This window comes from Flavimobilis marinus, assembly GCF_900113055.1.
Lineage (GTDB): Bacteria > Actinomycetota > Actinomycetes > Actinomycetales > Cellulomonadaceae > Flavimobilis > Flavimobilis marinus.
On record NZ_FONZ01000003.1, the window covers coordinates 174,745 to 199,237 of the forward strand.

Below are 24,493 nucleotides of genomic sequence, written 5' to 3' on the forward strand. Positions count from 1 at the left end.
TCGAACGCGCTTGGGTACAGGGCGTAGTCGCAACACCCGTGGCGCTGTGGAAGGTCGTCGCCCTGGTGGACCGAGGTAGGCGATGGAGGTGCAGTACCGGTTCTGGGCGCGCATCAGGGCTGGCGATGGGCGCGAGGTCGCCGCGTCAGCGGTGGGCGTGTCGTTGCGCACCGGGGAGCGGTGGTTCGCCGAGCGTGGTGGCCTGATGCCACCTGCCTCGGCGAGCCATCGCGCTCGGGTCTTGTCGATTCATGAGCGCGAGGAGATCGCGTTGCAGCGTGCACAACGTCGCGCCGTGCGTGAGATCGCCCGCGTGATCGGGCGTAGCCCCTCGACGGTCTCTCGCGAGCTGCGTCGGCTGCCGCGCAACCCCAACGACCGGCATCGCCCGGTGTATCGGGCCGGCCTCCACCGCCCAGGCGCATGCCGATGCGTTGGCCCGCGCGGCCGCAACCTGCCAGGCTGGCCACGAATTTGGCCCTGCGCCGCGAGCTGAAAGCGCGACTGCGGTTGAACCACAGTCCTGAGCAGATCTCCCGGCGGTCGCGCGAGGACTTCCCCGACGATCCGGAGATGTGGGTGTCACACGAGACGATCTACCAGTCGCTGTATGTCCAGGGCCGCGGCGCCTTGCGGCGCGCCCTGACCAAGCAGCTGCGCACCGGCAGGGCCGTGCGCCACCCGCGCCGGCCTGAGGGACAACGCCGCGAGCGCATCCCCCCGATGATCAACATCACCGAACGCCCTGCCGACGTCGAAGACCGCGCAGTGCCCGGGCATTAGGAAGGCGGCCTGATCCTGGGGTCGGTCACCTCTGCTTCAGCGATCAGCACGTTGGTGGAACGGGCCACCGGGTTCGTGCTCGTGCTGCACTTGCCCGCCGACCATCGCACCCAGGCCGTGGCTGAGGCGATGATCGCCAAGATGGCTGACCCGCCCGCCCAGCTGGGGCTGACGATGACCTGGGACCAATGCATCGAGATGTCCCGCACGTCCAGATCGCCGAAGCAACCGGCCTGGACACCTACTTCTGCGACCTCCACTCGCCCTGGCAGCGAGGGTCGAACGAGAACACCAACGGCCTGCTGCGCCAGTACTTCCCCAAAGGCAGCGACCTGTCCAGGTGGGGTCCGGGATACCTGGACAAGGTCGCCGCCGAACTCAACGACCGGCCGCGCAAACGCCATCACGCCCAGCGTGTCACTCCCCACCAGATCGACGAAGAGCCGGCACACCGAGCCTGCTGGCAGCAAGAACCACCCGAAAAACCCACGCTGCCTGCAGCCACTCGATGAGCCCACGATCAGGTCAAGTTCCTGTCGCGATCCTGACGAGACGGCGCTACTGGCCCTTGTGGGATTGACTGGCGAGCAGCGCAGCCTCGGTCAGGCTCCGGTAGCTGGTGTGCGAGCCGAAGTGTGCGCGGATTCTTGAGCTCAACTGCGTGCGGGATGGCTCGTCCATTAGGAGAGCCAGAAGAACAGCCTCCACGAGCTTTTTCTCATCCCCCGGAGGCGGTACGAGCTCCGGACGTCCGACGACTGCTGCTAGACCGCCTACGTCATACCCGACGACAGGCCTGTCCATCGCCATTGCCTCCAACGGAACCAGTGCAGCGCCCTCCCAAAGCGACGGCGCCACGACGACGTCGGAGGCGGCGATCCAATCACGTGTGTCTGAGCAGTCGGTGTCATATATGACCTGCCAACCCGAGTAGGCGGCGCGAATTGCCTCCTCGAGCGGCCCGCTGCCCACGAGTGCCAACACCAGATTCGGTCGGTGTTTTAACAGCGTCCGCCAACTTCGAGCGAACTCGAGTTGCCCCTTTTGTTCTGTGAGGCGGCCGACGCAAAGAACCACTTCCGCTTCGGGCGGCAGGGATAGTCGTTGACGGGCGCCTAGTTTGGCGCGGGGGGACCAATGCTCAACGTCGACACCATTGGGAATCACAGTGCGAACATTCTCGGATACTGTTCTGGCGAGCCGGAGTTCTTCGCTCGAGAGGCAGATTATATCTGATGTCCAGCGAGCCGCGTGACGCTCCCAAGCAATTGTCATGCGGCGCACAATGCCGCGGGTGGCAGAGAACGACCAAGCGTGCGGTTGGAACACCGTGGCGATCCCACCGCGGATGGCGAGACGGCCGATCAGGCCCGCCTTGGCTGAGTGTAAATGAACGATATCTGGATTTGTCTGAGCAATTATCCGCCGAAGGGCGAGCGTCTCCCGAAAGAGCCCGCGCGCTGGCGAGCGATTCGCTTTCCAAGGAAGGAGGGCCACGGTCGGCGACAATTCAGTTTGCAACTGAGTGCCCGGAGGTCCCGCGACGTAGACGCGATGACCTTCACCATCTTGCCATTTTGATAGCCCGGAGACAACTCGGGCAACCCCGCCGTCACCCGGTTGGGTGACGTGGAGAATGGTCCCTTTCGGCATTTTCGTGTTTGGTTGCATCGCAACTCCTTCGAATGCGACACCTTCGTCTCGGCGTCGGGGCAGGCGGGCGCACCGGCTTCATGTTCGCCAGTTCGTGCGGCGCCTTATCGGATTCTTGCCGGGACGCCTACGGCGGTCCGCCCAGGCGGAACATCGATCAGAACTACGGCGTTGGCCCCGATATTTGCATCGTCGCCGATCTTGACGCCCCCGAGAATACGAGCGCCTGCGCCGATGCGTACACCACTTCCTATCATCGGCATCGGCGTAACGATCGCGCCAGCCTGTCCCAATCCGCCGATAGTCACGCCTTGTTGAATTTGGCACCTGGCGCCTATGGTCACAGTCTGGCCAATCACGACCCCTTGTGGATGGAACAGTATGGCGCCGGGGCCAATTCTTGCTTGCCAAGCCAGGTCAGCTCCGGTCGCGGCCTGATTGATTTGTTTAAGCATGCTGGCTGCAAGTGGAAATCGGCGCCCCAATCTCGACGCGGCCCGGTGCAGCGCGATCGAAGCGAACCTGGCTGTCATTATGGTTGATGCGGTGCGGGATACGCTCCGTGGGTGTCCGAGCAGGTTTGCTGCCAGATCTTGGCTCAGAAGCACAGGTGGACCTCCTGTAGTAGTGTCAGATTGCTCGAACGCACGGAAGTCGGAAGCCGCGTGGTTTTCGAAGTGCCTCGGTCGACCGTGCTTCCGACGCGGGATGTTGCGAATTTAGAGGAACAACTGCGGGTCGAACTCTTCGATCGGGATGATCCGGACGCGTGGCAGTGCCGTATTGAAGGCGCCGATCTCGTGCTCGAGGTCGAAGAACTCCAGGCCGCGGTCGGCGAGCTGTGCCAAGTGAGAGTTAACGAACTCACGGAAGCACAGCACGCCCACCCGGCGCCCGGGCGTCAGCAGCGCCTCGACCTGCGGGATGAAGTCACCGTCGTGGCTCGCCAGCAGCACGTCCGCGTCGCGGGGGACCAAGGCCTCGAGTGTCCGCTGGATACCCATGTCGACGACCTTGTCGCCCGGACCGCCGGCGAGCGGGATTGGGCGGTAGCTCATGGCGAGCAACGCCTGCACGAACGGCATGGGCATCTGCCCGCTCGTGGCGTTCAGGAAGAACATGCCGCTGACGGGCTGGCCCCACACCTTCGCGCCGAAGTCCGAGATACGGTCCCATCGGGGCCGCTCATCGGGGGTCGGCCGGTGTCCGAGGACGTTGACGCCGAGCGTCGCGTCGATGTTCTCGCCGTCGACGATGAGGTAGGTCTTGCGCGCAGCTTCAGCCATGTCCCCAAGATTAGGCCACGGATGGGATGCGCCAGGCGCGAAGGGGCGCGTCACACGGCGACGGTCTCGGCGGCACGCGGTTACCGGTGGGGGTCTAGGGGTCGAGGTCTCCGAGGAGCAGAAACGCCAACCACTGATCCGCCTTCAAGGACCTCGACATGTCCGACGCTACGGCGTGCGCTGGTGCGCGTGCTACTCCTGTCCCCTGCCGGCACTGTGACGTCCTGCTCGGACTGCAGGACACGGTTCATGTTGAGAGGGTCGAACGCGACGTCGACCAGTTGGTGGTGACGGTCTCGACTGCGTGGCAGTTGATGGGCTGCCCCTCGTGCGGGATCGTCGCCCCGAGCCGCGGTCGGCACCGGCGGATGTTGCACGACGTCCCCAATGGCCCCACCGCGGTCCAACTCATCTGGCGCCAACGGATGTGGCGCTGTCCGGATCCGGGTGTTCGCGGGGAACGTTCATGGAGCAAGCGGACGCCCTGGTCCAACCGCGAGGCTCAATCACGACCCGCGCGGTCAGCTGGGCGATCACCTCCCTGCGCACCCAACTCGCCACAATCGCCGGCTTGGCACGCCAGCTCGGGGTGAGCTGGCGGACGCTGGGGCGGGCGAACAAGCCAGAACTCGAGCGGCTCGCCGCTGACCCCACCACCGGGACCCCAGGAAGAGAGGACCCAACGAACTGACCGAGATGGTCGACCTCACCCGAGACAAGAACGGCAAGGACCACGCCCGACTGCTCGACCTGGTGCCCGGCCGGTCGAAGAATACCTACGCCGACTGGCTCACCGAGCGCGGCGACGACTTCTGCAACGGCATCAAGATCGCCGCGCTGGACCCGTTCGGAGGTTACAAGGGTCCGATCGACGCCGAACTTGAGGACACCGTCGCGGTCCTGGACGCCTTCCGCGTCGTCAAGCTCGGCACCACCGTGGTCGACGAGGTCCGCCGCCGCGTCCAGCAGGACACCCTCGGACACCGGGGCCACGAGGGCGACCCGCTCTACAGCATCCAACGCCGCCTGCGCGCCGGGGCCGAGAACCTCACCGACAAGCAACTCGACCGTCTCGCCACTGAACCGCCCTGGGTTTGTTGGAGGCTCGTGACCTTGGAAACGAGGATGGAGCCATGCCGAAGGAACAGACGCCTGGGAAGCCGCAGACGCGGCGCTACAGCGCAGAGGAGAAGGCCGCGGCGGTTCGGATGGTCCGCACGCTGCGAGCAGAGCTGGGGACTGAGCACGGGACGGTCCAGCGGGTCGCCGAGTCCGTGCGCCAGTGGGTCAAGCAAGCCGACATCGACGACGGCCACGCACCCGGGGTCAGCACGACCGAGGTGACGCGGATTCGTGAGCTCGAGTAAGAGAACCGGGAGCTCAAGCGGGCGAACGAGATCTTGAAGCGGGCGGCGTCTTTCTTCGGGGCGGAGCTCGACCGCCAGCACAAGAGGTAGTGGCGTTCATCGATGCCAACCGCGACGCGGTCGTCGACGGCGGCGCGCGTCTCACAGTCGAGTCCATCTGCGGGGTCCTGTCGAAGGCGGGCGTGAAGGTGGCTGTGAGCACGTACTACGCCGCGAAGAGCCGCGCCCCGTCGGCTCGTGCGGTGCGCGATATCGAGCTCAGGGCGGCGCTGCGGGGCCTGTGGGAGGACAACTATCGCGTCTACGGGGCGCGCAAGCTGTGGAAGGCGGCCCGGCGAGCCGGGCACGACGTGGGCCGAGACCAGGTCGCACGGCTGATGCGAGCCGAGGGCATCGCCGGGGCGGTGCGGACCAAGCGGGTGCGCACCACGCGGCCCGATCCCGTCGCGGCGCGTCATCCGGACCTGGTCAAGCGGGACTTCACCGCCACCGGGCCCAACCAGCTGTGGGTGACCGACTTGACCTACGTGCCCACGTTCGCCGGGGTCGCCTACGTCTGCTTCATCATCGACGCGTTCTCCCGCACGATCGTGGGGTGGCGCGTGGCGGGGCACATGCGCACCGAGATGGTCCTGGACGCCATCGAGATGGCCCGCTGGTCACGCGGCACGCACCTGACGGGCCTGCGGTGCCACTCGGACGCAGGGTCTCAATTCACCTCCGTGCGCTACGGAGAACGCCTCGCAGAGGTCGGCGCCGTCCCCTCCATCGGCACCGTCGGGGACTCCTACGACAACGCCCTGGCCGAGACGGTCAACGGCTACTACAAGGCCGAGCTGATCCGCGGGCCAGCACGGGCGCGCCCGTGGCGCACCGTCGAGGACGTCGAACTGGCCACCCTCGGATCGGTCGACTGGCACAACCACCGACGACTGCACGGCTACCTCGGCGACGTCCCGCCGACGGAGTTCGAGAGGACGTTCTACGATACCCAGCAGGGCACGAAGGCCCTGGTCGAAATCAAATGATCAGAGCCTCCATCAGACCCAGGGCGGTTCAATGTCGCGGCGCCGGGAGATCCCCAGGCGCCGCAGCCACCGGGCCACGGTCACCGGGGCGATCTGGTGACCTTCACGGACCAGCTCGAGGTGGATCTGGCGGGCGGTCCACTTGTGCGCGCGGCGCAGACCCTCGATGCGCGCGACCACGTCCGCGGGCGTGAGCGTGGGACTCGAGTGCGGGGCGCTGGAACGGTCGACCAGCCCGGCCTCCCCGAGGGTCTCATAGCGCCGCAGCCACTTGGTCAGCGTCTGACGCGCGACGCCTGCCTCGGCCGCGACGTGCGCGATCGGGCGGTACTGGCAGCGCTCGACCAGGCGCAGTCTTCCGGCAGGGGTCAACGGCGCGTTAGCGTGGGTCATAAGGGGTTTCAAGCAGGTGGGCAGTAGGAGTACTTCCATCCTGCCGCCAGGGACCTACCCCTTCCTCAAGCCCTGCGCCCGGCGTGTCACCTACGTCAGGACCTACAACATCTAGTTTTCACTCGGCGTTGACAGCAGGCGGGCCAAGACGATCCTCGCGACCTTCCACACCTACCCGAGCCCCGAAGTCGCCCGCCTCGGACGGACGCTGCGCAAATCGCGCGCGGCGTTCCTAGCCTACTTCACCAACGACCGAGCCAACAACGGCGGCACCGAAGCCGTGAACGGGATCCTCGAACTTTGCCGTCGTCTCGCACGCGGCTACCGCAACCGCCACAACTACCGACTACGCGTGCTCCTCGCCGCCGGCAGAATCACCTGGTCCCCACCAGATCGACGAAAAGACCCTTAACCAAGCCACATCCACTTCAGAGGCTCTAGCAGCCTCGACTGGCCTCGCCGCTGCCAACGTTCTAGCCGGCGACACCTAGACCGCGGGGGCTGCGAATTACAACGCGAGCCGCCAACACTTCGCGTTCAGGGCAGGACCACGCTGATGGCAGATCGGGAACCCATCACTCGCCTAACGCCTAAAGCCTAACGCCTAAGGCCTAAGCAAACGCCCACGCATATGGCAGGAGCCCCCCGTACGAGTGGACGTACGTAAAATAGTAGGTAACTGCTCCGACAACTACCGCGAGCTTTGGGAGAAGTGCCCGCTTTCTAGACCGCACCACTCGCTCGGCCAAGAAAATGCCGGCCATAAAGAAGTAGAGGTCAAGCCGGGCTAGCTCAAGAATGACAGAACTACCGACCAGCATAAGTGCACCTACAGTGACCTGGAGGGCTAAGTGCCCGTTGAATCTTCCACCGAAGTCCATCCCGAGCACTATCGCGGAAATTAGGACGAGCGCAATCCTGAACACCATGCTCAGCACAGTGCCAAACCCTGACCCGCCCGTAACCTCCGAGAACACCGCATAATCTGCGTAACGCGGATTCAGATAAGCTGCGATTGGACCAATAGCCCCGGAGGACACAAGAGCTAGCAACCCAGCAGCACCGCTGATGAAATACACCATCAGACTTTTCGCCTTAACGTCTGGAGCGAACCTCAACGCCACCAATGCCACAACTGCCACGGCTGACGAGTAGTGCGACACTATCGCTAGAGACGCCCAGATGATTGACCATCGACTTCGTCTTTGTAACTCTCCGGCGAACATGAGCACGAATGCCATCGCCAATCCCTGCCGAATGAGATTCATCGGAACCAAGTACGTTGCGAAAGCCACATAGAACCATAGGGCAATACGAGGACTAGTTCCGAGACGCCAGACAGCAAGCGCCGAGATCGACACTGTCAGCGCAGAGACAAGAAAGACGAAGTGGCCAAACTCCAACCCTGCCGCCTTGCCTATGAACTGTAGTCCAGCAAACCCGATGTCATGATCACTAACACGCACGGTTTCGGCAAGATCCTCAGAATCGACCTTAAGTGCGTAGGCCGTTTCGTATGCAGAGTAGTCAGTTCCCACGCCAATCCGAACGCCCGCGAATAGGACGAGAATCCCGACAGCGGCTGCATCGAACCCATTAAAGAATGACCCGCGGCGGTGGGTTGAAGCCTCTAATGTTCGCTGGAAAAGCCCTCCGAAGGTCAATAGCAGTGTCACAGCAACTAGAAGCGCGCCATAGCTAATCATGCCGATCCCCAACATCCGGAGAAGCCTGGCCGCCGACCGTATCGGCGCGGGCGATCAGCCCGAGCCCGAGACCGAGACGGACAAGCAGCCCAAGCAACGCACCAACAAAAGCCCCCGATATGGGCTCGTGGCGAACGAGCAAGGAACAGGCCATTATGATGCCAAGGAGACCGATTGCATTCAGAATGGGCATGGCACTATAGGATCTCGACCGCATGAGCACGGCACCGATAGCATAGAACCCCGGGACCGCGAGCGCACATCCTGCGACGGCTGCGAGTTCGATCGTCGTAAATCGTAAAGACGGATTCAAGAGACCCGGACCTCCGAGCCCATAGAATCCAATACCCAAAGCGACGATCGGAAGAGCAACGCCGGACCAACGCAACAGTAGACGGCAGCCTAGCGCCAGACCGCCCTTCGACCCTTCTGGACCACTGCGCCCGTTCGTCCCGAGCCACGCTTGCTGGAAGGCGTTCACGACAAACTCAACGGCGATTACGATGTAGAGCGCGACAGCGAACCGTCCCACATTCGCTGGGGTGCTCCAAGCAGCGAGGAAGTACTGGGGTATAGCCCAGGTGAAGTTTGCTAAACCGTAGGCAGCACCCAAAGGGATGCCGCCGTGGACCAACGACCTGATCTCAGTTCGCGTGGCAGGCTGCGACGGGCTACTTTGTATGCGTGACGCCCACATCGCAGTCGCAAGACCCATAGCCGTTCCCCCACAAAGGACGACTGCAATGCTCTGCAACGCACCCATCGAGAATATCGCCGCCACAGCCGTCAAGAGTATCGCAGCCAACAACTGCACAAGAGCGTACAGGCCAATCGCTCTAATTGACCCCTCGCGTTGCAGGAAGGCGAGTCTTAGATCGCTCACGCCCTCTAGATACTTCGCCAGACTCACTAGACCCAACACCTGGATTCCAGGCTCAGGTAAGAAAGCACCGAGGCCTAAGCACAAAGCGACTCCCCCGAGGCCCGCTATCAACCTGATCCGGGTAAATGCGGCGCGCGAGGTAGAGGCCTCCACTGTGAAGTAGAGATTCCTCAAACCCAAGCTCAACGTTACAAAGATTGGACCTGATATCGCCATCGCCAAGGCGTAAGCGCCGAGCATTTCGACGCCGAAGCGTCCCGCAACGAGTGTGAGAGTAGCGAGCTGCAGCGCGTATCGCGATAAGGCTGCTGCCATGAGATGCATACGAGTTCGCACAACGCGCCTCCCTGGGACCCTCCGCTCTACGCGGTTCTCGCAGTTTCGATGAACACCTCGAACGGCGCTCGCACCGTTCTCGCGATGTCGCTCCCCAATGGTGAAGGCGCGTAGTCCGTCGATCGGATCAACAGTTCAGACCAGTTCGCCGACACATCGTCGAACCGAAACACATTGCCCTTCACATCGAAGAATCTCGATATTCCTTGCAGTTTCTGATCGTAGTACCGGTCAAAAGAAAGCCCGAACGCGGGCGTGCCCTCGGATAGCGCGAACACCATCGGATGGTAGCGCGTACAGAATAATGCCTCGGCGCGCCGAAGTGCACTCTTCACAACCAGCGGGCTTCCCTCGTAATCCCAGAACGCAACATTGGACCGCGTCTCAGGTTTCCAGTCGCGTACCACCAGCCTAGCGGTTTCGCGGTCGTCTGAGTATCGACCCGCGGTCATATTCGGAATGAAGACGACCCGCAGACCTAGCTCCCTAGCCGTCTCGGCCGCACTTTCAAGCTGCCGCGCGAGTCGACGTAAGATTTTACGTGACGTGCTGGCCCTCCGATGGATCGAGAATGCGACGAAGCGCTCGTCACTGACGAGATCCCGCAACAGAATCTCCGCCTGTCGCTCGGCATCCGCATCGCCTTCAAGAGCCAGCGCCCAATCCGGCTCAACGCTAACTACCGCGGGCGGTACTTTCATCTCGAGCAACAGTCGCCGGGAGGAATCAGCGCGCACCGACACATGTTTGGCACTGGAGAACATCTTCGCTGCCCACTCATTATTCACGCGTTTTTCGAGCGGACCTACACCCTGTCCTAGGAACAACACAGGCACTTCATGGTCGCGTGCAATTCTACTCAGGAGCGCCCAAGAATACACGCCGTGTACCGAGTAGTCGTCATTGATAGCTCCTGCACCGGTGAAGACAAGTGCAGCTGAATTCGCGATGACTTCGCGCCAACGCGCAATCAAAACACTCGAGTCTTGCAATTCCTTTCGCACTCTCCTGCGCGCCACTTGGTCCCGAAAAGGGCGCGACACGAGCGCATCGGCGAACGCGCCAACTCTGCCCGGCATCAGCGTGGACAGCGCGCGTCCGGTTCGCAGTCTTTGGAACGCGTACGGGAGAACTAGTACGTTGGGAATAGGTGGTTCCCATCCTGGTGCGGCGTCAGTCCATATTGGCGCATGGGGGAGATGCGCACGTAAGGTCTGCGCCGCCGCGAGCCACATGCACTCATCACCGAGATTCGTCGATCCATTGGCGCTCCCGATTAGGACCCACGGCTTGCCTGCAACTTGCGACTTATCCTGCGTGGAGGCGCTCATTCGGCGTCGGCCCCTTTCGTCTGAGATACCCGAGCTCCTGGCCACCCTGGTACATGAGTACACCTAATCGTCGTCAGTTCATTCCTGTATCCGTCGAGCTCAGTCGAAGTAGCGGGATGGAACTTTCGCCTGTAAGCTAAGGGCCATAATGCGGGGCCAACGGTGGCGATCACCAACTGGCGAAGCAAACTACGTGTCTCTAGTTGGACGCGCCGTCGTGACCATTTTTGTTCGAAACGGCGCAGCACCACACGGTCATCGTGCAGCGTGGCCAGCGATTTCGCCCGATTGAAGGGGCGTGGTATGCGATAATAGAGGAGCGGTTCGTCGATCCGGACCGCTCGGCTTCGTTCCCCGGCGCGAAGCCAGAGCTCTTTGTCCTCAGCACGCGCAATGCTCTCGTCGTATGGGTTGTCTCGAAACCATCGGGTCCTAGCAGCCACGGTGGGGTGCGTTATTGCAAACGCTCCAGCGGCGCCCATCTGGTTCTCGTCCAGGTTGGCTTCTCGCAGCAACCCGAGCGGCGCCGCATTTTCATCGATTTGGATTGCGCGGGATGCCACTATGGTGGACTCGTCGGTTTCGCGGAGCCTTTTCAACTGCACTTCGACTCTACGCATTCTCATCACATCGTCCGCATCCATTCTGAATAGATACTCAGTAGCCGCCTCCTCTGCTATCTGATTTAGCCGTGCCGCCAGACCGCAGCGCAGCCCGTCGTCGATCACACGAACACGTTCGTCATTAATTGTCGTGGCTAGCTGTGCGATCTCTGCCGAAGCTCCGTCCAGAACGATCAGCAACCTCCAGTGCGTGTGCGTTTGCGCGAACACCGATCGCACTGCCATTTGGAAGCCATCCCGCGAGTTCCCGGCAACCGGGATGGCTATCGTCACGTGCGGTTCCATTGTCGACCTTTTCTCGGCTATCGCGATGTGCTTTGTCACGCCAGGGCTCCTTCCTCGCAAAATTACTCAGCTTGCGATGCATAGTCATCGGCCGCCTGCATGAATCAAGCCCGAAATTCCATTCTGTACATCGGCACCGCGGCCGAAGGGGTCATGTATGTTGCTGTTTAACGAGTCTTGATTTTGCGCAAGGCTGCTGCGGGCGCGACGCACCATGCATTGTGACACACGCGACCTGCGAGGAGCAGTCGAGCGCCGACTCCCAGGCACCTCTCAGAGATCCGGGCCATGCTGGACTCATGAGCGCTGGTCCTGTCACCCCCGAGGCGCGGCTCCTGGTCGTCGACGACGAGCCGAACATCCGCGAGCTCCTCGCCACCTCGCTGCGGTTCGCGGGCTTCGAGATCCACGTCGCCGCCGACGGCGCCACCGCCCTGCGCCTCGCCCGCGAGGTCGACCCGGACCTGGTCCTGCTCGACGTCATGCTCCCCGACATGGACGGCTTCACCGTGACGCGCCGCATGCGCGAGGGCGGCCACCACGTGCCCGTGCTGTTCCTGACCGCGCGGGACGACACCGCCGACAAGGTCACCGGCCTCACGGTCGGCGGCGACGACTACGTCACCAAGCCATTCAGCCTCGAGGAGGTCATCGCGCGCATCCGGGCGGTCCTGCGCCGCACCCGGGACGCGTCCGACGACGACGGCTCGGTCCTGCGGTTCGCCGACCTCGAGCTGGACGAGGACACCCACGAGGTCCGCCGCGCGGGACGGGAGATCGACCTGTCCCCCACCGAGTTCAAGCTGCTGCGCTACCTCATGCTCAACCCCAACCGGGTGCTGTCGAAGGCGCAGATCCTCGACCACGTCTGGCAGTACGACTTCCAGGGCGAGGCGAACATCGTCGAGTCCTACATCTCCTACCTGCGCCGCAAGATCGACGTGCCGCCCGCGCCGGGCGAGCCCGCGCCCGTCCCCCTGATCCAGACCAAGCGCGGCGTCGGCTACCTGCTGCGCACACCTGCGGGCAGCTGAGCGGTCCCGTGAGCACCCACCCCCCGGCGCCCGACGACGGCGCTGCCGGACCGCCCGTCGCGCGCGCGTCGGGCCCGGTCCCACCACCGCCACCACCACCTCCGCCACCCGCGGAAGCGCCAGCAGCAGATCCAGCAGCCCCACCGGCACCCCCCGCCGATCCATGGGACCACGACCCGGAGTCCACCGGGTTCGGCGCGAGCCTGAGCCGGGTGTCGCTGCGCACGCGGATGGTGGTGCTGATCGTCGTGGCGCTCGTGCTCGGCCTGACCTTCAGCACCGTCGCCGCGACCACGCTGCTGCGCGGCTACCTCGTCGACCAGCTGGACCGCCAGCTGCTGGTGACGGCGTCGGCGGCGCAGTCGGGCGCGCGCGACATCGCCGCCCTGACGGCCTCGAGCGCCCTGCCGTCGGAGTACTACTTCGAGGTGCAGAGCGCGGACGGCCGGCGCACGCACGTCATCTACGACCGGCGCAGCACCGCGGCATGGGGCGCCCCCGTCATCCCCGACGTCGCGCCGGACAGCCCGCTCCTCGACGGGCAGCCGTTCACCGTGGAGGGTCAGCGCAGCATCGGCCTGATCATGGGCGCGCAGGAGACGACGTGGCGCGCGGTCGCCGTCCCGCTCGACGACGGCTACGCGGGCAACCTCGTCGTCGCGCTCCCGCTCGCGGACGTGCACGCGATCGGCGGCCAGCTCGTCAAGATCCTCGTGCTGACCTGCCTGTCGATCGCCCTCCTCGGCGGGCTGCTGAGCTGGCTGGCCGTGCGCCGCTCGCTGCGACCGCTGAGCGTCATCGAGGCGACGTCGCGCGCGATCGCCGACGGCGACATGAGCCAGCGCATCCCGCCGATCCCCGCGAGCACGGAGGTCGGCTCCGTCGCTGCGTCCCTGAACGTGATGCTCGGCAAGATCGAGGAGAGCTTCGCCGTCCAGCAGGCCTCGGAGGCGCGCATGCGGCGCTTCGTCTCCGACGCGAGCCACGAGCTGCGGACCCCGCTGGTCACGATCCGCGGCTACGCCGAGCTGTTCCGCATGGGCGCGCTCGGCGACCAGGAGCAGGCCGCCGCTGCGATGGCCCGCATCGAGGGCTCGGCCGTGCAGATGGGCGCCCTCGTCGAGGACCTCCTCTCGCTCGCGCGGCTCGATGAGGGCCGGCCACTCGCCCGTGACGAGGTCGACCTCACCGCGGCGGCGCGCGACGCGCTCGCCGACCTCGCAGCGGTCGCGCCCGACCGGGCCACCGCCCTGGTGCCCGACGACGCCGGGCCCGCGCTCGTCGTCGGCGACCCGGCCCGCCTGCGTCAGGTCCTGACGAACCTCGTCGGCAACGCGGCGGCCCACACGCCCGCCGGGACCCCGGTCGAGATCGCGGTCCTGCCCGAGGCCGACGCCGTCGTCGTCGAGGTGCGCGACCACGGACCGGGCATCCCGGCCGAGCACCGGGAGCTGGTCTTCGAACGGTTCCACCGGGTGGATCCGTCGCGGAACTCGTCGTCGGGCGGCTCCGGGCTCGGCATGGCGATCGTGCAGTCGATCGTCACCGCCCACGGCGGCACGGTGCGCGTCGACGAGACTCCGGGCGGCGGAGCGACGATCGTCCTGCGTCTGCCCAGGGGTGGTGCGATAAGGGACATCGCAGAGTAGGCTGCTGCGTTGGCATTGCCCCCTGCAACGAAGGCTGGTCATGGGCGTCACCGACGCACCTCAGTGGTTGATCTCCTCCTGGCTGCGTGACTGCACCCAGGCTGGGGCCACCGCACCGGAGAGCGAGATCCGCGCAACAGGCGAGCGGCTGCTCGACCTCTGGTCGGACCCGACCCGTCGCTTCCACGACGTCCGCCACCTCGCGGACGTCCTGAACCGCGTCGACGAGCTCGTCGAGGAGACCCACGAGCCCGCGCTCGTGCGGCTCGCCGCCTGGTACCACGGGGCGATCTTCGACGCCGCGGTCAAGGCCGCGTACGCCAACCGCGGCGGGGAGAACGAGACCGCCAGCGCGCTGCTCGCGCAGGAGGAGCTGAGCGCCCTGGGCGTCGGCGAGGAGTCGACCCGCCGCGTGGGCGAGCTCGTGACCGCGCTGCTGCGGCACAGCCCGGACACCACGGACTACGACTGCGCCGTCCTCTGCGACGCGGACCTCGCCGTCCTGGCGTCGGAGCCGCAGAAGTACAAGGCGTACGTGCGCGACGTCCGCGAGGAGTACGCCCACATCCCGACGGCCGACTACCTGCGTGCACGGATCGCGATCATCACCAAGCTGCTCAGCCGGGAGTCGCTGTTCTCCAGCCCCCTGGGCGCCGCCTGGGAGGACGCCGCGCGGCAGAACCTCCAGGCCGAGCTGCAGCGCCTGACCAAGGAAGCCGCCAACCTCTCTCACGCCTGAGTCGAGCGCCGCGCCTGACCTGAGCCCGACGCCTGGCTCGAGGCCGACGCACCAAGGCCCCGGTCTCCCCTCGCGGGGAGGCCGGGGCCTCGGTGTCAGTCTGCTAGGCGCCTAGGCTCAGAAGCCCATGCCGCCCATGTCGTCGCCGCCGCCCGGCATGGCCGGAGCCTTCTCGGGCTTGTCGGCCACGACGGCCTCGGTGGTGAGGAACAGGGCCGCGATCGACGCCGCGTTCTGCAGCGCGGAGCGGGTGACCTTGACCGGGTCGTTCACACCAGCAGCGAGCAGGTCCTCGTACACGCCGGTCGCGGCGTTGAGGCCCTGACCGGAGGGGAGGTTGCGGACCTTCTCCGCCACGACGCCGCCCTCGAGGCCGGCGTTGATGGCGATCTGCTTGAGCGGGGCGTCGATCGCGAGACGCACGATCTGCGCACCGGTCGCCTCGTCACCCTCGAGCTCGAGGATCGCGGCCGTCTCGAAGGCGAGCTTGCCGGCCTGGATGAGCGCGACGCCACCACCGGCGACGATGCCCTCCTCGACGGCAGCCTTCGCGTTGCGGACGGCGTCCTCGATGCGGTGCTTGCGCTCCTTGAGCTCGACCTCCGTGGCGGCGCCGGCCTTGATGACCGCGACACCACCGGCGAGCTTCGCGAGGCGCTCCTGGAGCTTCTCGCGGTCGTAGTCGGAGTCCGACTTCTCGATCTCGGAACGGATCTGGTTGACGCGACCAGCGATCTGGTCGGCGTCGCCCGAGCCCTCGACGATGGTCGTCTCGTCCTTGGTGACGACGACCTTGCGGGCCGTGCCGAGCAGGTCGAGCGTGGCGGTCTCGAGCTTGAGGCCGACGGTCTCGGAGATGACCTGGCCACCGGTGAGGATCGCGATGTCCTGGAGGATGGCCTTGCGGCGGTCGCCGAAGCCCGGGGCCTTGACGGCGACGGACTTGAAGGTGCCGCGGATCTTGTTCAGCACCAGGGTCGCGAGCGCCTCGCCCTCGACGTCCTCGGCGATGATGAGCAGCGAACGACCGGCCTTCATGACCTGGTCGAGCAGCGGCAGCAGGTCCTTGACGTTCGAGATCTTCGACTCGACGATCAGGACGTACGGGTCCTCGAGGACCGCTTCCTGACGCTCGGGGTCAGTCTCGAAGTAGCGGGCCAGGAAGCCCTTGTCGAAGCGCATGCCCTCGGTGAGCTCGAGCTCGAGGCCGAAGGTGTTCGACTCCTCGACGGTGATGACACCTTCCTTGCCGACCTTGTCGAGCGCCTCGGCGATGAGCGCGCCGATGGCGGGGTCGCCGGCCGAGATCGCCGCGGTGGCCGCGATCTCTTCCTTGGTCTCGATCTCCTTGGCGGCGGAGATGAGCTCGGTCGTGACGGCCTCGACGGCCTTCTCGATGCCGCGCTTGAGGGCGATCGGGTTCGAGCCGGCGGCGACGTTGCGCAGGCCCTCGCGCACGAGCGCCTGGGCGAGGACGGTCGCGGTGGTCGTACCGTCACCGGCGACGTCGTCGGTCTTCTTGGCGACCTCCTTGACGAGCTCGGCGCCGATCTTCTCGAACGGCTCCTCGAGCTCGATCTCCTTGGCGATCGAGACGCCGTCGTTCGTGATGGTGGGGGCGCCCCACTTCTTGTCCAGGACGACGTTGCGACCCTTGGGGCCGAGCGTGACCTTCACGGTGTCGGCGAGGATGTTGAGTCCTCGCTCCATGCCGCGACGTGCCTCCTCGTTGAAGGCGATGAGCTTTGCCATTGGGGTGTGATCCTCCGCTGGTGGCGTATGGAGGCCGGCTGGTGCCCGCGACGGACGGTCCCGTGCCGACGACGTTCATGTCACGTCGCGGCCGGTGGCCTCACCGGTCGACCTTTGCTTTCCACTGCTCGCGACCCGGCACGTGCTGTCACTCGGGGCGCGAGAGTGCTAACGCCATTATTGGCACTCTCCGTGCCCGAGTGCAACCAAACCTGCGCCGGGTGGACTAAGCCCATGGCGAAGCCCCGGCGGAGTGGTGGATCACCCCCCGACCGGACGCGCCCGCGGACTCGGTAGGGTCGGGCGCATGCCAAGGCCAGTGCTCCGCCGGGTCGTGGGCCTGGTCGTCGCACTCGCGTGCGCGCTGGGCGCCACCGCCGTCTGGTTCGCGACCCGAGCGCCGGCCCCGTTGCACATCGACCTCTACCTCGACGGGATCGCGGTCGACCACACCGGCGCCGTCGTCACCGTGCCCGCGCACCAGCCCGTCGAGGTGATCGAGGGCACGATCGTCCTGGCCCCCGGACCCGATGCGCCCGCGGGTGCCCGCGTGGGCGCCGAGCGCCTCGCCCGCGAGCAGCTCGAGTGGCTCGCCGCGGGGACCCTGCCCGGTGCGGGCACCTCGCACGAGGGGATGGCGCGCCGCGCCCTGCTGGAGATCCGCGCCCTCGTCCGCGCGGACGGGGCCCTCGTGGCGGCGGCACACCCGCGGTGGGCCTACGCCTGGCCGCGCGACAACTCGTTCGGCGCCGCGGCCCTCGCCTGGTCCGACCACCAGGACGACGCCGTCGGCGTGCTCGACTTCCTCGCCCGGGTGCAGGGCGACAACGGCACCTTCGAGGCCCGCTACCTCATCGACGGCTCGGGCCCCCCGGACGAGCGGGCCTCGCAGACGGACGGCACCGGGTGGGTGCTGTGGTCCCTGGGGCAGGTCGCCGACGCCGCGACCTCGGCCCCGGAGCGGGGCGCCCCGACGCCCCGGCGCACCGCCGCCGAGGTCGCCGGGCGGTTCCGCCCGATGCTCGACCGGTCGACGGACCGGATCCTCACCCTGATCGACCGCCCGAGCGGCCTGCCGCCGGCCTCGCCGGACTACTGGGAGGTGCACGAGGACGCGCTCACGCTCGGCACCGCCGCCCCGCTCCTCGCGGGCCTCGAGGCGGCCGGACGGTTGTACGCCGCGATCGGCGAGCCCCAGCAGGCGGCGCGGGCCGACGCGGGCGCGCGCCGTCTGCGCGTGGCGATCGAGCGGACCTTCGGCGCCCAGGGTTACCCGCGCTCGATCCGTGGCGGGGCGTCCGACGCCGCCACGACCTTCGCGCTGCCGCCCTTCGTCTCCCCCGCGCTCGACGGCGCCGTCGCCGCCTGGGAGGACTCGGTCGAGGCCATGCTGCGTCCCGCTGGCGGGCTCTCGCCGGGCGGCAGCTGGCGCGAGGACGGTATCTCGTGGACGCCCGAGACCGCGCTGTACGCGCTCGCGGCGGCGCACCAGGACGACCCGGGCGGCGCCGAGCGCTGGCTGGCGTGGCTCAGCGAGCACCGCACGGCGACGGGCTCGCTCCCGGAGAAGGTGCTCGCGGACGGCGAGCCGGCGGCGGTCGCCCCGCTCGCCTGGACGAACGCGACCGTGCTGCTCACGCTGGCCCGCCTGGAGACCAGCTAGCCCGTTGCGAGGCGGTCCCGGATCTCATCCTCGGTGGCCGCCCCCGACGCCGCGACCACCCGGGTCAAGAGGGCGACGGGATCCGCGAGCTGTGCCCGCACGCCCTCGTCCGCGACGAGCGGGTCGATCAGTGCCGCAAGCGTTCGTGCCCGAGGCCGGTGGTACCCGCGACCCACGTATCCCACGCACTCCGCCTCGAGCACGGCCCCTGCAGTCTCTGCGCGGACGCGTACGGGGGCGGTCGCTGGCTCCCAGTCGAGACCGGCCGCCGTCGCGAGCCCCATGATCGATCCGGTCAGCCGTCCCGGGTGCCTGACGCGCGACTCGGGCGCCTCGACGGCGAGCGCGCTCACCTCCTCCCACGGGACGTCCCAGAGCACGACGGGACCCTCGGACGACGGATCGAGCGCGCGGACCCGGTCATGCGTCAGCGCGACATGGGTCCCGGACGGATGACCGAGGATGAGCGTCCCGTCGGCGACGGAGGCGTAGGCGACCCGGTGTGCTGAGCTGCTCATGACGCGCTCGCCGTCGGACCTGCGGCCCCCGGCGCGCCCCGGCCGAGGAGGTCGGCCACGAGCTTCTCAGCCTGGGTCGCGTTCGAGGTGGGCAGCCCACCCACGGTGTGGGCGGCGGTCACCGTTCCGGCCTCGACGTCGACGACGACGATCCCACCCGAGCGCAGGGTCGCGCCGTTGTGCCAGAACCGAGGACGGTCGTCGACCCAGGCGGTGCGTCCCGAGAGCGGGTCGAGCAGCGAGCCCGGATCCAGAGCGGTTCCGGCAAGAGTGGTCATGGTCGCAATGCTCGCCCACAGGCCGCCCGCTCCGGAGAACGGCCCGGTCGACAGATCCCACTCCTCGAGCACGCCGCCCAAGACCCCCCGAGCGCGGACGGCGTCGGGCCCGGGCGTCAGCGTCACTGCCTCACGCGGCAGCCCGGCGGGTTCGACGACGACGTCGCGCAGCAGCTCGACCCATGGAGCGCCCTGGGAGCGCTCGAGCACCCGCGTCAGCACGGCGTACCCGAGGTTCGAGTACTCGGGCTCGCCCGGTACGAGACCGACGAGGGATGCGAGCCGCGGCAGGACCTCGTCGTCGAACCGGGCATTGGTGTAGGGCCCGTAGGGGTCGCGGATCATGCGCGCCTGCTCGGGCAGCAGTCGCGGAAGCCCGGACCTGTGCTCGACGAGCGCGCCGATCGTGACGCCGTCGGGGACCGCGTCGCCCGTCACCTCCGCCACGGTCGTCGACCACGCCAGCGCGCGGGACTCGACGAGCGCGCGGGCCACGGCGGCGACCATGACCTTCGAGACGGAGCCCCAGGACGCGAGCGCGTCGGCCGCGTGCCACGGACCGTGCTCGGCGTGGGACACCGCGCCGTCCCGGCCCGTCACGCGCACGGCGCGGCTGGTCCGCAGGCTCACGCGGCGTCCGGCGCGATGCTCGGCAGCGAGATCCCGCGGCGGGTCAGCAGGCTGCGCGCGGCCGCCCAGCCCGCCATGCCGTGCACCCCCGGGCCTGGCAGCGCGGCGGACGACCCGAGGTACGCGCCGGCGCCGCCCCGGACCTCTCCCAGGTAGTGCGAGTCCCACGCCACCTGGGGCCGCGCGAGCATCTGCCACGCGGTGACCGCACCGAGCGAGATGTCCCCGCCCACCATCGCCTCGTCGTGCTCGGGCAGTCGCCCGGCGGGGATGCAACGCGTCGCCACGACGCGATCCCGCACGCCGGGGGCGAACCGTTCGATCTGCGCGATCACGCGTTCGGTCATGTCGGTCGTGGAGCCCGACGGGACGTGCGCATACGTCCACACGGCGCGCAGCCCGTCGCGCTCACGTGCGGGGTCGACCACCACCGGGTCTCCCAGCAGGACCATGGGGAGCTCCGGGTCGCGGCCAGCGCGGATCTCTGCCTGGGCGCGCGCGATCTCGTCGGCGGTCCCCGCGACGTGCACCGTGCCGGAGCGCGCCACGTCGGGGTCGGCCCACGGGATGGGACCGTCCAGCACGAGGGTCACGGTGGACGCACCGGGGCCGTGCCGGAACCGGCGCAGCTGCGCCCGCACGTGCGCGGGCAGCTCGTCGCCGAGCGACGCGAGCACGGCAGGGACCGCCGTGTCGAAGACGTAGTCGCGGGCGGGCGGGAGGTCCGCGCGCCGCGCCACGCGCCGGTCCGTGTGCACGCGCCCGCCGTGCGCCTCGAGGTCGACGAGCAGCGCGTCGGCGATCGCCTGGGACCCCCCGACCGGCACAGGCCACCCGACGCTGTGCCCGAGGGTCGCGAGCAGCAGGCCGGTCGCGCCGGCGACGGGACCGCGGATGGGCGACATGGAGTGCACGGCGACGCCGGCGAACAGCGCGCCGGCCGGGCCGTCGGTGGGCCGGTTGAGGACGCCTGCGCCGAGGGCGGCGGTGGCCTGCAGCGTGCGCCACAGGTCGGGTCCGCGCAGGTCGGTGACGGACGCCTCGGGCGTCCACTCCCCCGGACGGTGCCCGGCGAGCAGCAGCCGACGCCGGTCACCGAGGGTGAGCTCGACCACCGCGTCCGCGTGCGCGACGAGCGGCGCCAGGGTTCGCCGCCAGGCCCGACCGTGCACGCCGAGGCCGTCGACCGTCCGCTCCAGGTCGCGGTACGCGATCGCTGCGCGTCCGTGCGGGCCGTCGACGAGCGGCTGCGCGTAGGAGATCTCCGGCACCGCGAGGTCCACGCCCCGCGCGCCGAGGTCGAACTCCCGCAGGAACGGTGACGCCAGGCCGAGCGGGTGGACGGCCGAGCAGAGGTCGTGCGGCAGGGAGGCGATCAGGTCCGTCGAGGCGCCGGGCCGGCGCTGCACGACGCCGCGCAGGCCGAGGGGCGCCGTCCGGGCACCGCCGCCCGGGGTCGGCTGGGCCTCGAGGACCTCGACGTCGAGCCCGGCCCGCGCGAGGGTCACTGCCGCGGCCAGCCCGTTGGGACCGGAACCGACGACGACGACGTCGGGCTGGGTGCTGCTCCGCATGCGCCTGCCCTCCGCTCGCTCCTGCCGGCCTCGTCCGAGACTAGGGGAGGTCCTGCGGACGCGAAAGGCGGGGCGCGTCAGCCGGCGTAGTCGGGTCGCAGGATGACCGAGATGGGACCGACCAGCGTGTCCACGAGCGTGGCCTCCGCGACGCCGAGCGACTCGGCGATCGCCTCGGCCTCGTCCGCGTACTCCTCGCTCTGGTACCAGACGCTCGTGACCGACGGCGGGGTGCCCGTGAAGTTCGCGGCCTCCGCGCCGCTCCAGCCGTCGTCGACGAGTGCGCCCGCCGCGGTCCCGGCCAGGCCGGAGATGCTGGTCGAGTTGAGGACGCGGATCGCGACGGAGCGGTCGAGCTCGTCGGCCTCCTCCGTGGTCTCCTCGTCGGTGGGCTCGTCGGTCGGCTCCTCCGACTCCTCGGGCGCCGTGCCCTCGTCGGTCGGTTCCTCCGTACCCTCGTCCGTGGTCGCGGCGTCCGTCGGGTCGACCGGTGCGGCGCTCGTCGTCGTCGGCGCCGCGGCGTCGTCCTTGTCGGTGGTCTGGGTGGAGAACCACCACACGATCCCGTAGGCGAGGAGCGACGCGATCAGGAGCACGATCACGAACGCGCGGAGCCGGTCCCAGGTCCCGCGACGAGGCAGGTGCACGCCCACGGGCTGGCCGGGGGCGGGAGGCTCGTCGAACTCGTCCTTCGGGTACGGGTAGTCGTTCACGCCAGACAGGCTACCGTCCGCGCGCCGCGAGTCGGGTCAGACCGGCCGGGTTCACCCGACCGGGGGCGCGTCAGGCCTCGGCACCCAGGCGGCGGGCGGAGCGCGCGCGCTGTCGGCTGGCGCGCAGACGACGGAGGCGCTTGATGAGCATCGGGTCGTGCTCGAGGGCGGCGTCCGAGTCGATCAGGGCGTTGAGCACCTGGTAGTAGCGGGTCGCCGAGAGGTCGAAGAGCTCGCGGACGGCCTGCTCCTTCGCGCCGGCGTACTTCCACCACTGGCGTTCGAAGGCGAGGATCTCGCGGTCGCGGTCGCTCAGGCCCGACGGCTCCTCGGTGACGCTCTGCAGGTGGCCCATCGTCACTCCCCTCGCGCTGCGGTGGTCTGCGGCCAGCATGGCGCTCGCCGCCCGCCATGCTACGCCGTGAATGACACTGGTGTCATTCGCCAGTCTGCCGTCGCGCGCGTCCCCAGCACCGCCGGGAGGACGGCGTCGGCGGGCGGTCCTAGGGTGAGAATCATGACGATCCGCCCGGCCAGCACCGACCAGCACGACCCCAGCCTTCCGCTGCTGCCCGACGATGCCGCCGGGTTCGCCGAGCTCACCGAGTCGTGGCGGTCCGAGCTCGACGCCGGCTGGGTCGACGCGCTCGAGCCCGTCGCCCCGGCGCTCGAGGGAGCACTGCGCGCCTGCGCCGACGACGTCCGCGCAGGCCACGTCGTCCTCCCGGGTCCGGCTGTGGTGCTGCGGGCGTTCCAGCAACCGTTCGACGCCGTGCGGGTGCTCGTCGTCGGGCAGGATCCCTACCCGACGCCGGGGCACGCCGTCGGGCTGGCCTTCTCCGTCGGCGGGCACGTCTCGCCGTTGCCCCGCTCGCTGCAGAACATCGTGGCGGAGCTGCGCACCGACGTCGGCGTCCCCGCGCCCGCATCGGGCGACCTGTCCGCGTGGACCGAGCAGGGGGTGCTGCTGCTCAACCGCGTGCTGTCGGTGCGGTCCGGCGAGCCGGGCGCGCACCGGGGCCTCGGCTGGGAGGACGTCACAGCGCAGGCGATCGCGGCGCTCGCGGCCCGCCCGAAGCCGCTCGTGGCCGTGCTCTGGGGCAACGACGCCCGCAAGCTCTCGGGCGCACTGGCCGGGCACCCGGTCATCGAGTCGGCGCACCCGAGCCCGCTGTCGGCGCGGCGCGGCTTCCTCGGCTCGGCGCCCTTCTCCCAGGTGAACACCGCGCTCGCAGCGCTGGGCGAACCACCCGTCGACTGGCGCCTGCCCGCGGCGCCGGGGTCAGAATGGTCCCTGTGACCGACGAGCCCACCGCGCCGAGCGAGCAGACCCCCGACGACCAGCCGACCACCGAGCGCGCCTCGACCGAGCGGAGCTCCACGCTGCCGCCCGCGCCGTGGACCCGGTACGTGGCGATCGGCGACTCCTTCACCGAGGGGCTGTGGGACACCAGCCCGAGCGACCCGGAGCAGTGCCGCGGCTGGGCGGACCGCCTCGCCGAGACGTTCGCGAGCCGGGCGCAGGCCGCCGGCGCGCCGGACGTCACCTACGCGAACCTCGCGGTGCGCGGCAAGCTCCTGCGCCCGATCCTCGTGCACCAGCTCCCCCAGGCGCTGCGGCTCAAGCCGGACCTCGTGAGCATGATCGGCGGCGGCAATGACATGCTGCGTCCGTCGGCCGACCCCGACGAGATGGCCCGCAACCTCGAGGACGCCGTGATCCGCATCCGCGCGACCGGTGCCGACGTCCTGCTCGGGACCGGCGTGGACGCCGCGGACTCCCCCATCATCAAGGTCACCCGCGGCCGGGTCGCCGTGTATAACGCGCACATCTGGTCGATCGCCCGACGCCATGGCGCACACGTGCTCGACCTGTGGGGCATGCAGTTCATCCGCGACTGGCGGATGTGGGCCGAGGACCGGATCCACCTCACCGCCGAGGGGCACCGCCGCGTCGCCCAGGGCGCCCTGGTGGCGCTCGGCCAGCAGCCCGACGACATCGCGTGGGAGACGCCGCTCGAGGGCGCCCCGGCGGTGGCGCGGGCGCTGCGGGCGCGCGAGAACGCCCAGTGGATGCGGGAGCACCTGTACCCCTGGGCGCAGCGCCGCCTCACTGGTCGGTCGTCGGGCGACCTCCGCTCGGCGAAGTACCCGGACCTGACCCCGGTCGAGCCGCGGGACCCGCGCTAGGCAGGCACTGCCGCCTGCCCCGGCCAGGCCCGCGCCTCTTCGCCCCGACCTCGCCCGCCCCCACTCGCGAATGCGCACT

Annotated in this window: 20 protein-coding genes and 5 pseudogenes; 11 read left to right on the forward strand and 14 right to left on the reverse strand. The window is 68.2% G+C overall.

Translation table 11 applies throughout. The features are described from left to right. Positions 1–82: 82 nt before the first annotated feature. Positions 83–1,295 (forward strand): annotated as a pseudogene (locus tag BMZ30_RS13575) (IS30 family transposase). A 46-nt stretch (positions 1,296–1,341) separates the two neighbouring features. On the opposite strand, the gene BMZ30_RS09490 reads toward BMZ30_RS13575, so the two are convergent. The 3 genes from BMZ30_RS09490 to BMZ30_RS09500 all read right to left on the reverse strand — a co-directional run bounded on the left by BMZ30_RS09490 (position 1,342) and on the right by BMZ30_RS09500 (position 3,722). Then, the gene (locus tag BMZ30_RS09490; protein ID WP_093377878.1) at positions 1,342–2,454 is read right to left on the reverse strand and encodes a glycosyltransferase; all 1,113 of its coding nucleotides are present in this window, start codon (positions 2,452–2,454) and stop codon (positions 1,342–1,344) included. 86 nt (positions 2,455–2,540) lie between these two features. Beyond that, positions 2,541–2,969, reverse strand: a complete 429-nt coding sequence (locus BMZ30_RS14045) for a serine O-acetyltransferase (protein ID WP_093377880.1) — start codon at positions 2,967–2,969, stop codon at positions 2,541–2,543. Between the two features lie 186 nt (positions 2,970–3,155). Next, positions 3,156–3,722: an NYN domain-containing protein gene (locus BMZ30_RS09500; RefSeq protein WP_093377883.1), complete on the reverse strand. Its 567-nt coding sequence runs from the start codon at positions 3,720–3,722 to the stop codon at positions 3,156–3,158. 466 nt (positions 3,723–4,188) lie between these two features. Here BMZ30_RS09500 and BMZ30_RS09505 point away from each other — a divergent pair, with 466 nt between their 5' ends. The 3 genes and pseudogenes from BMZ30_RS09505 to BMZ30_RS09515 all read left to right on the forward strand — a co-directional run bounded on the left by BMZ30_RS09505 (position 4,189) and on the right by BMZ30_RS09515 (position 6,117). Next, positions 4,189–4,413, forward strand: a complete 225-nt coding sequence (locus tag BMZ30_RS09505; protein ID WP_093377885.1) for a helix-turn-helix domain-containing protein — start codon at positions 4,189–4,191, stop codon at positions 4,411–4,413. Between the two features lie 5 nt (positions 4,414–4,418). Beyond that, positions 4,419–4,739 (forward strand): annotated as a pseudogene (locus BMZ30_RS13930) (ISL3 family transposase); the annotation flags it as partial. 116 nt (positions 4,740–4,855) lie between these two features. Further along, positions 4,856–6,117: pseudogene (locus BMZ30_RS09515) on the forward strand (IS3 family transposase). A 24-nt stretch (positions 6,118–6,141) separates the two neighbouring features. On the opposite strand, the pseudogene BMZ30_RS09520 reads toward BMZ30_RS09515, so the two are convergent. After that, positions 6,142–6,510, reverse strand: a pseudogene (locus tag BMZ30_RS09520) (helix-turn-helix domain-containing protein); the annotation flags it as partial. A gap of 136 nt (positions 6,511–6,646) precedes the next feature. Between BMZ30_RS09520 and BMZ30_RS09525 the strand changes: the two are divergent. Further along, positions 6,647–6,922, forward strand: a pseudogene (locus BMZ30_RS09525) (transposase); the annotation flags it as partial. A 199-nt stretch (positions 6,923–7,121) separates the two neighbouring features. On the opposite strand, the gene BMZ30_RS09530 reads toward BMZ30_RS09525, so the two are convergent. The 4 genes from BMZ30_RS09530 to BMZ30_RS09540 are packed head-to-tail and all read right to left on the reverse strand — an operon-like array spanning position 7,122 to position 11,713. Further along, positions 7,122–8,231: an EpsG family protein gene (locus BMZ30_RS09530; protein ID WP_093377890.1), complete on the reverse strand. Its 1,110-nt coding sequence runs from the start codon at positions 8,229–8,231 to the stop codon at positions 7,122–7,124. Beyond that, on the reverse strand, positions 8,209–9,414 hold the full coding sequence (locus BMZ30_RS13580; RefSeq protein ID WP_143073173.1) for a lipopolysaccharide biosynthesis protein: 1,206 nt from the start codon (positions 9,412–9,414) through the stop codon (positions 8,209–8,211). The genes BMZ30_RS09530 and BMZ30_RS13580 overlap by 23 nt, the downstream gene beginning before the upstream one ends. Positions 9,415–9,461: 47 nt before the next feature. Continuing rightward, positions 9,462–10,766 (reverse strand): polysaccharide pyruvyl transferase family protein, encoded by a 1,305-nt coding sequence (locus BMZ30_RS09535; RefSeq protein WP_093377893.1) that lies wholly within the window; start codon positions 10,764–10,766, stop codon positions 9,462–9,464. Further along, positions 10,763–11,713, reverse strand: a complete 951-nt coding sequence (locus tag BMZ30_RS09540) for a glycosyltransferase family 2 protein (RefSeq protein ID WP_093377895.1) — start codon at positions 11,711–11,713, stop codon at positions 10,763–10,765. Before BMZ30_RS09540 ends, BMZ30_RS09535 begins: the two co-directional genes overlap by 4 nt. 260 nt (positions 11,714–11,973) lie before the next feature. On the opposite strand from BMZ30_RS09540, the gene BMZ30_RS09545 reads away from it, so the two are divergent. The 3 genes from BMZ30_RS09545 (at position 11,974) to BMZ30_RS09555 (ending at position 15,096) form a co-directional block, all read left to right on the forward strand. After that, complete coding sequence (locus BMZ30_RS09545; protein WP_093377898.1) at positions 11,974–12,708, forward strand: response regulator transcription factor; 735 nt, start codon at positions 11,974–11,976, stop codon at positions 12,706–12,708. A gap of 212 nt (positions 12,709–12,920) precedes the next feature. After that, a complete protein-coding gene (locus tag BMZ30_RS09550) occupies positions 12,921–14,357 on the forward strand; it encodes a sensor histidine kinase (protein ID WP_229828743.1) in 1,437 nt (478 codons plus the stop codon). Between the two features lie 40 nt (positions 14,358–14,397). After that, positions 14,398–15,096, forward strand: a complete 699-nt coding sequence (locus BMZ30_RS09555) for an HD domain-containing protein (RefSeq protein WP_093377903.1) — start codon at positions 14,398–14,400, stop codon at positions 15,094–15,096. Between the two features lie 117 nt (positions 15,097–15,213). Here the strand turns inward: BMZ30_RS09555 and groL are convergent, their stop codons facing one another. Beyond that, positions 15,214–16,848, reverse strand: coding sequence for a chaperonin GroEL (gene groL / locus BMZ30_RS09560; RefSeq protein WP_093377906.1), 1,635 nt, complete (start codon positions 16,846–16,848; stop codon positions 15,214–15,216). Positions 16,849–17,155: 307 nt separating this feature from the next. Between groL and BMZ30_RS09565 the strand changes: the two genes are divergently transcribed. Continuing rightward, positions 17,156–18,511, forward strand: a complete 1,356-nt coding sequence (locus BMZ30_RS09565) for a glycoside hydrolase family 15 protein (protein ID WP_093377910.1) — start codon at positions 17,156–17,158, stop codon at positions 18,509–18,511. Here BMZ30_RS09565 and BMZ30_RS09570 read toward each other — a convergent pair. From BMZ30_RS09570 to BMZ30_RS09590, 5 genes are all read right to left on the reverse strand, one after another. Further along, on the reverse strand, positions 18,508–19,029 hold the full coding sequence (locus BMZ30_RS09570) for a hypothetical protein (protein ID WP_093377913.1): 522 nt from the start codon (positions 19,027–19,029) through the stop codon (positions 18,508–18,510). The two genes, BMZ30_RS09565 and BMZ30_RS09570, sit on opposite strands and share 4 nt — an antisense overlap. Beyond that, the gene (locus BMZ30_RS09575) at positions 19,026–19,937 is read right to left on the reverse strand and encodes a serine hydrolase domain-containing protein (protein WP_177191340.1); all 912 of its coding nucleotides are present in this window, start codon (positions 19,935–19,937) and stop codon (positions 19,026–19,028) included. Before BMZ30_RS09575 ends, BMZ30_RS09570 begins: the two co-directional genes overlap by 4 nt. Then, positions 19,934–21,511, reverse strand: coding sequence for a phytoene desaturase family protein (locus BMZ30_RS09580; RefSeq protein ID WP_093377918.1), 1,578 nt, complete (start codon positions 21,509–21,511; stop codon positions 19,934–19,936). The genes BMZ30_RS09575 and BMZ30_RS09580 overlap by 4 nt, the downstream gene beginning before the upstream one ends. A 77-nt stretch (positions 21,512–21,588) precedes the next feature. After that, on the reverse strand, positions 21,589–22,224 hold the full coding sequence (locus BMZ30_RS09585) for a LytR C-terminal domain-containing protein (protein WP_177191341.1): 636 nt from the start codon (positions 22,222–22,224) through the stop codon (positions 21,589–21,591). A 70-nt stretch (positions 22,225–22,294) separates the two neighbouring features. Then, positions 22,295–22,579 carry a DUF3263 domain-containing protein gene (locus tag BMZ30_RS09590; protein ID WP_093377923.1) on the reverse strand — a complete coding sequence of 95 codons (285 nt, stop codon included), beginning with the start codon at positions 22,577–22,579 and terminating at the stop codon, positions 22,295–22,297. Positions 22,580–22,741: 162 nt separating this feature from the next. Between BMZ30_RS09590 and BMZ30_RS09595 the strand changes: the two genes are divergently transcribed. Continuing rightward, positions 22,742–23,524 (forward strand): uracil-DNA glycosylase, encoded by a 783-nt coding sequence (locus BMZ30_RS09595; RefSeq protein ID WP_093377926.1) that lies wholly within the window; start codon positions 22,742–22,744, stop codon positions 23,522–23,524. Further along, on the forward strand, positions 23,512–24,414 hold the full coding sequence (locus BMZ30_RS09600) for an SGNH/GDSL hydrolase family protein (protein ID WP_093377928.1): 903 nt from the start codon (positions 23,512–23,514) through the stop codon (positions 24,412–24,414). Before BMZ30_RS09595 ends, BMZ30_RS09600 begins: the two co-directional genes overlap by 13 nt. Positions 24,415–24,493: the final 79 nt, after the last annotated feature.

Excerpts from the sequence above, each read along its gene's own strand:
- BMZ30_RS09530 (WP_093377890.1), bottom strand. The coding sequence starts at position 8,231 with ATGTTGGGGATCGGCATGATTAGCTATGGCGCGCTTCTAGTTGCTGTG.
- BMZ30_RS09555 (WP_093377903.1), top strand. The coding sequence starts at position 14,398 with ATGGGCGTCACCGACGCACCTCAGTGGTTGATCTCCTCCTGGCTGCGT.
- groL (WP_093377906.1), bottom strand. The coding sequence starts at position 16,848 with ATGGCAAAGCTCATCGCCTTCAACGAGGAGGCACGTCGCGGCATGGAG.
- BMZ30_RS09600 (WP_093377928.1), top strand. The coding sequence starts at position 23,512 with ATGGTCCCTGTGACCGACGAGCCCACCGCGCCGAGCGAGCAGACCCCC.
- BMZ30_RS09565 (WP_093377910.1), top strand. The coding sequence starts at position 17,156 with ATGCCAAGGCCAGTGCTCCGCCGGGTCGTGGGCCTGGTCGTCGCACTC.
- BMZ30_RS09570 (WP_093377913.1), bottom strand. The coding sequence starts at position 19,029 with ATGAGCAGCTCAGCACACCGGGTCGCCTACGCCTCCGTCGCCGACGGG.
- BMZ30_RS09595 (WP_093377926.1), top strand. The coding sequence starts at position 22,742 with ATGACGATCCGCCCGGCCAGCACCGACCAGCACGACCCCAGCCTTCCG.
- BMZ30_RS09490 (WP_093377878.1), bottom strand. The coding sequence starts at position 2,454 with ATGCAACCAAACACGAAAATGCCGAAAGGGACCATTCTCCACGTCACC.
- BMZ30_RS09545 (WP_093377898.1), top strand. The coding sequence starts at position 11,974 with ATGAGCGCTGGTCCTGTCACCCCCGAGGCGCGGCTCCTGGTCGTCGAC.
- BMZ30_RS09590 (WP_093377923.1), bottom strand. The coding sequence starts at position 22,579 with ATGGGCCACCTGCAGAGCGTCACCGAGGAGCCGTCGGGCCTGAGCGAC.
- BMZ30_RS14045 (WP_093377880.1), bottom strand. The coding sequence starts at position 2,969 with ATGACAGCCAGGTTCGCTTCGATCGCGCTGCACCGGGCCGCGTCGAGA.
- BMZ30_RS09580 (WP_093377918.1), bottom strand. The coding sequence starts at position 21,511 with ATGCGGAGCAGCACCCAGCCCGACGTCGTCGTCGTCGGTTCCGGTCCC.
- BMZ30_RS09505 (WP_093377885.1), top strand. The coding sequence starts at position 4,189 with ATGGAGCAAGCGGACGCCCTGGTCCAACCGCGAGGCTCAATCACGACC.
- BMZ30_RS09535 (WP_093377893.1), bottom strand. The coding sequence starts at position 10,766 with ATGAGCGCCTCCACGCAGGATAAGTCGCAAGTTGCAGGCAAGCCGTGG.
- BMZ30_RS13580 (WP_143073173.1), bottom strand. The coding sequence starts at position 9,414 with ATGGCAGCAGCCTTATCGCGATACGCGCTGCAGCTCGCTACTCTCACA.
- BMZ30_RS09500 (WP_093377883.1), bottom strand. The coding sequence starts at position 3,722 with ATGGCTGAAGCTGCGCGCAAGACCTACCTCATCGTCGACGGCGAGAAC.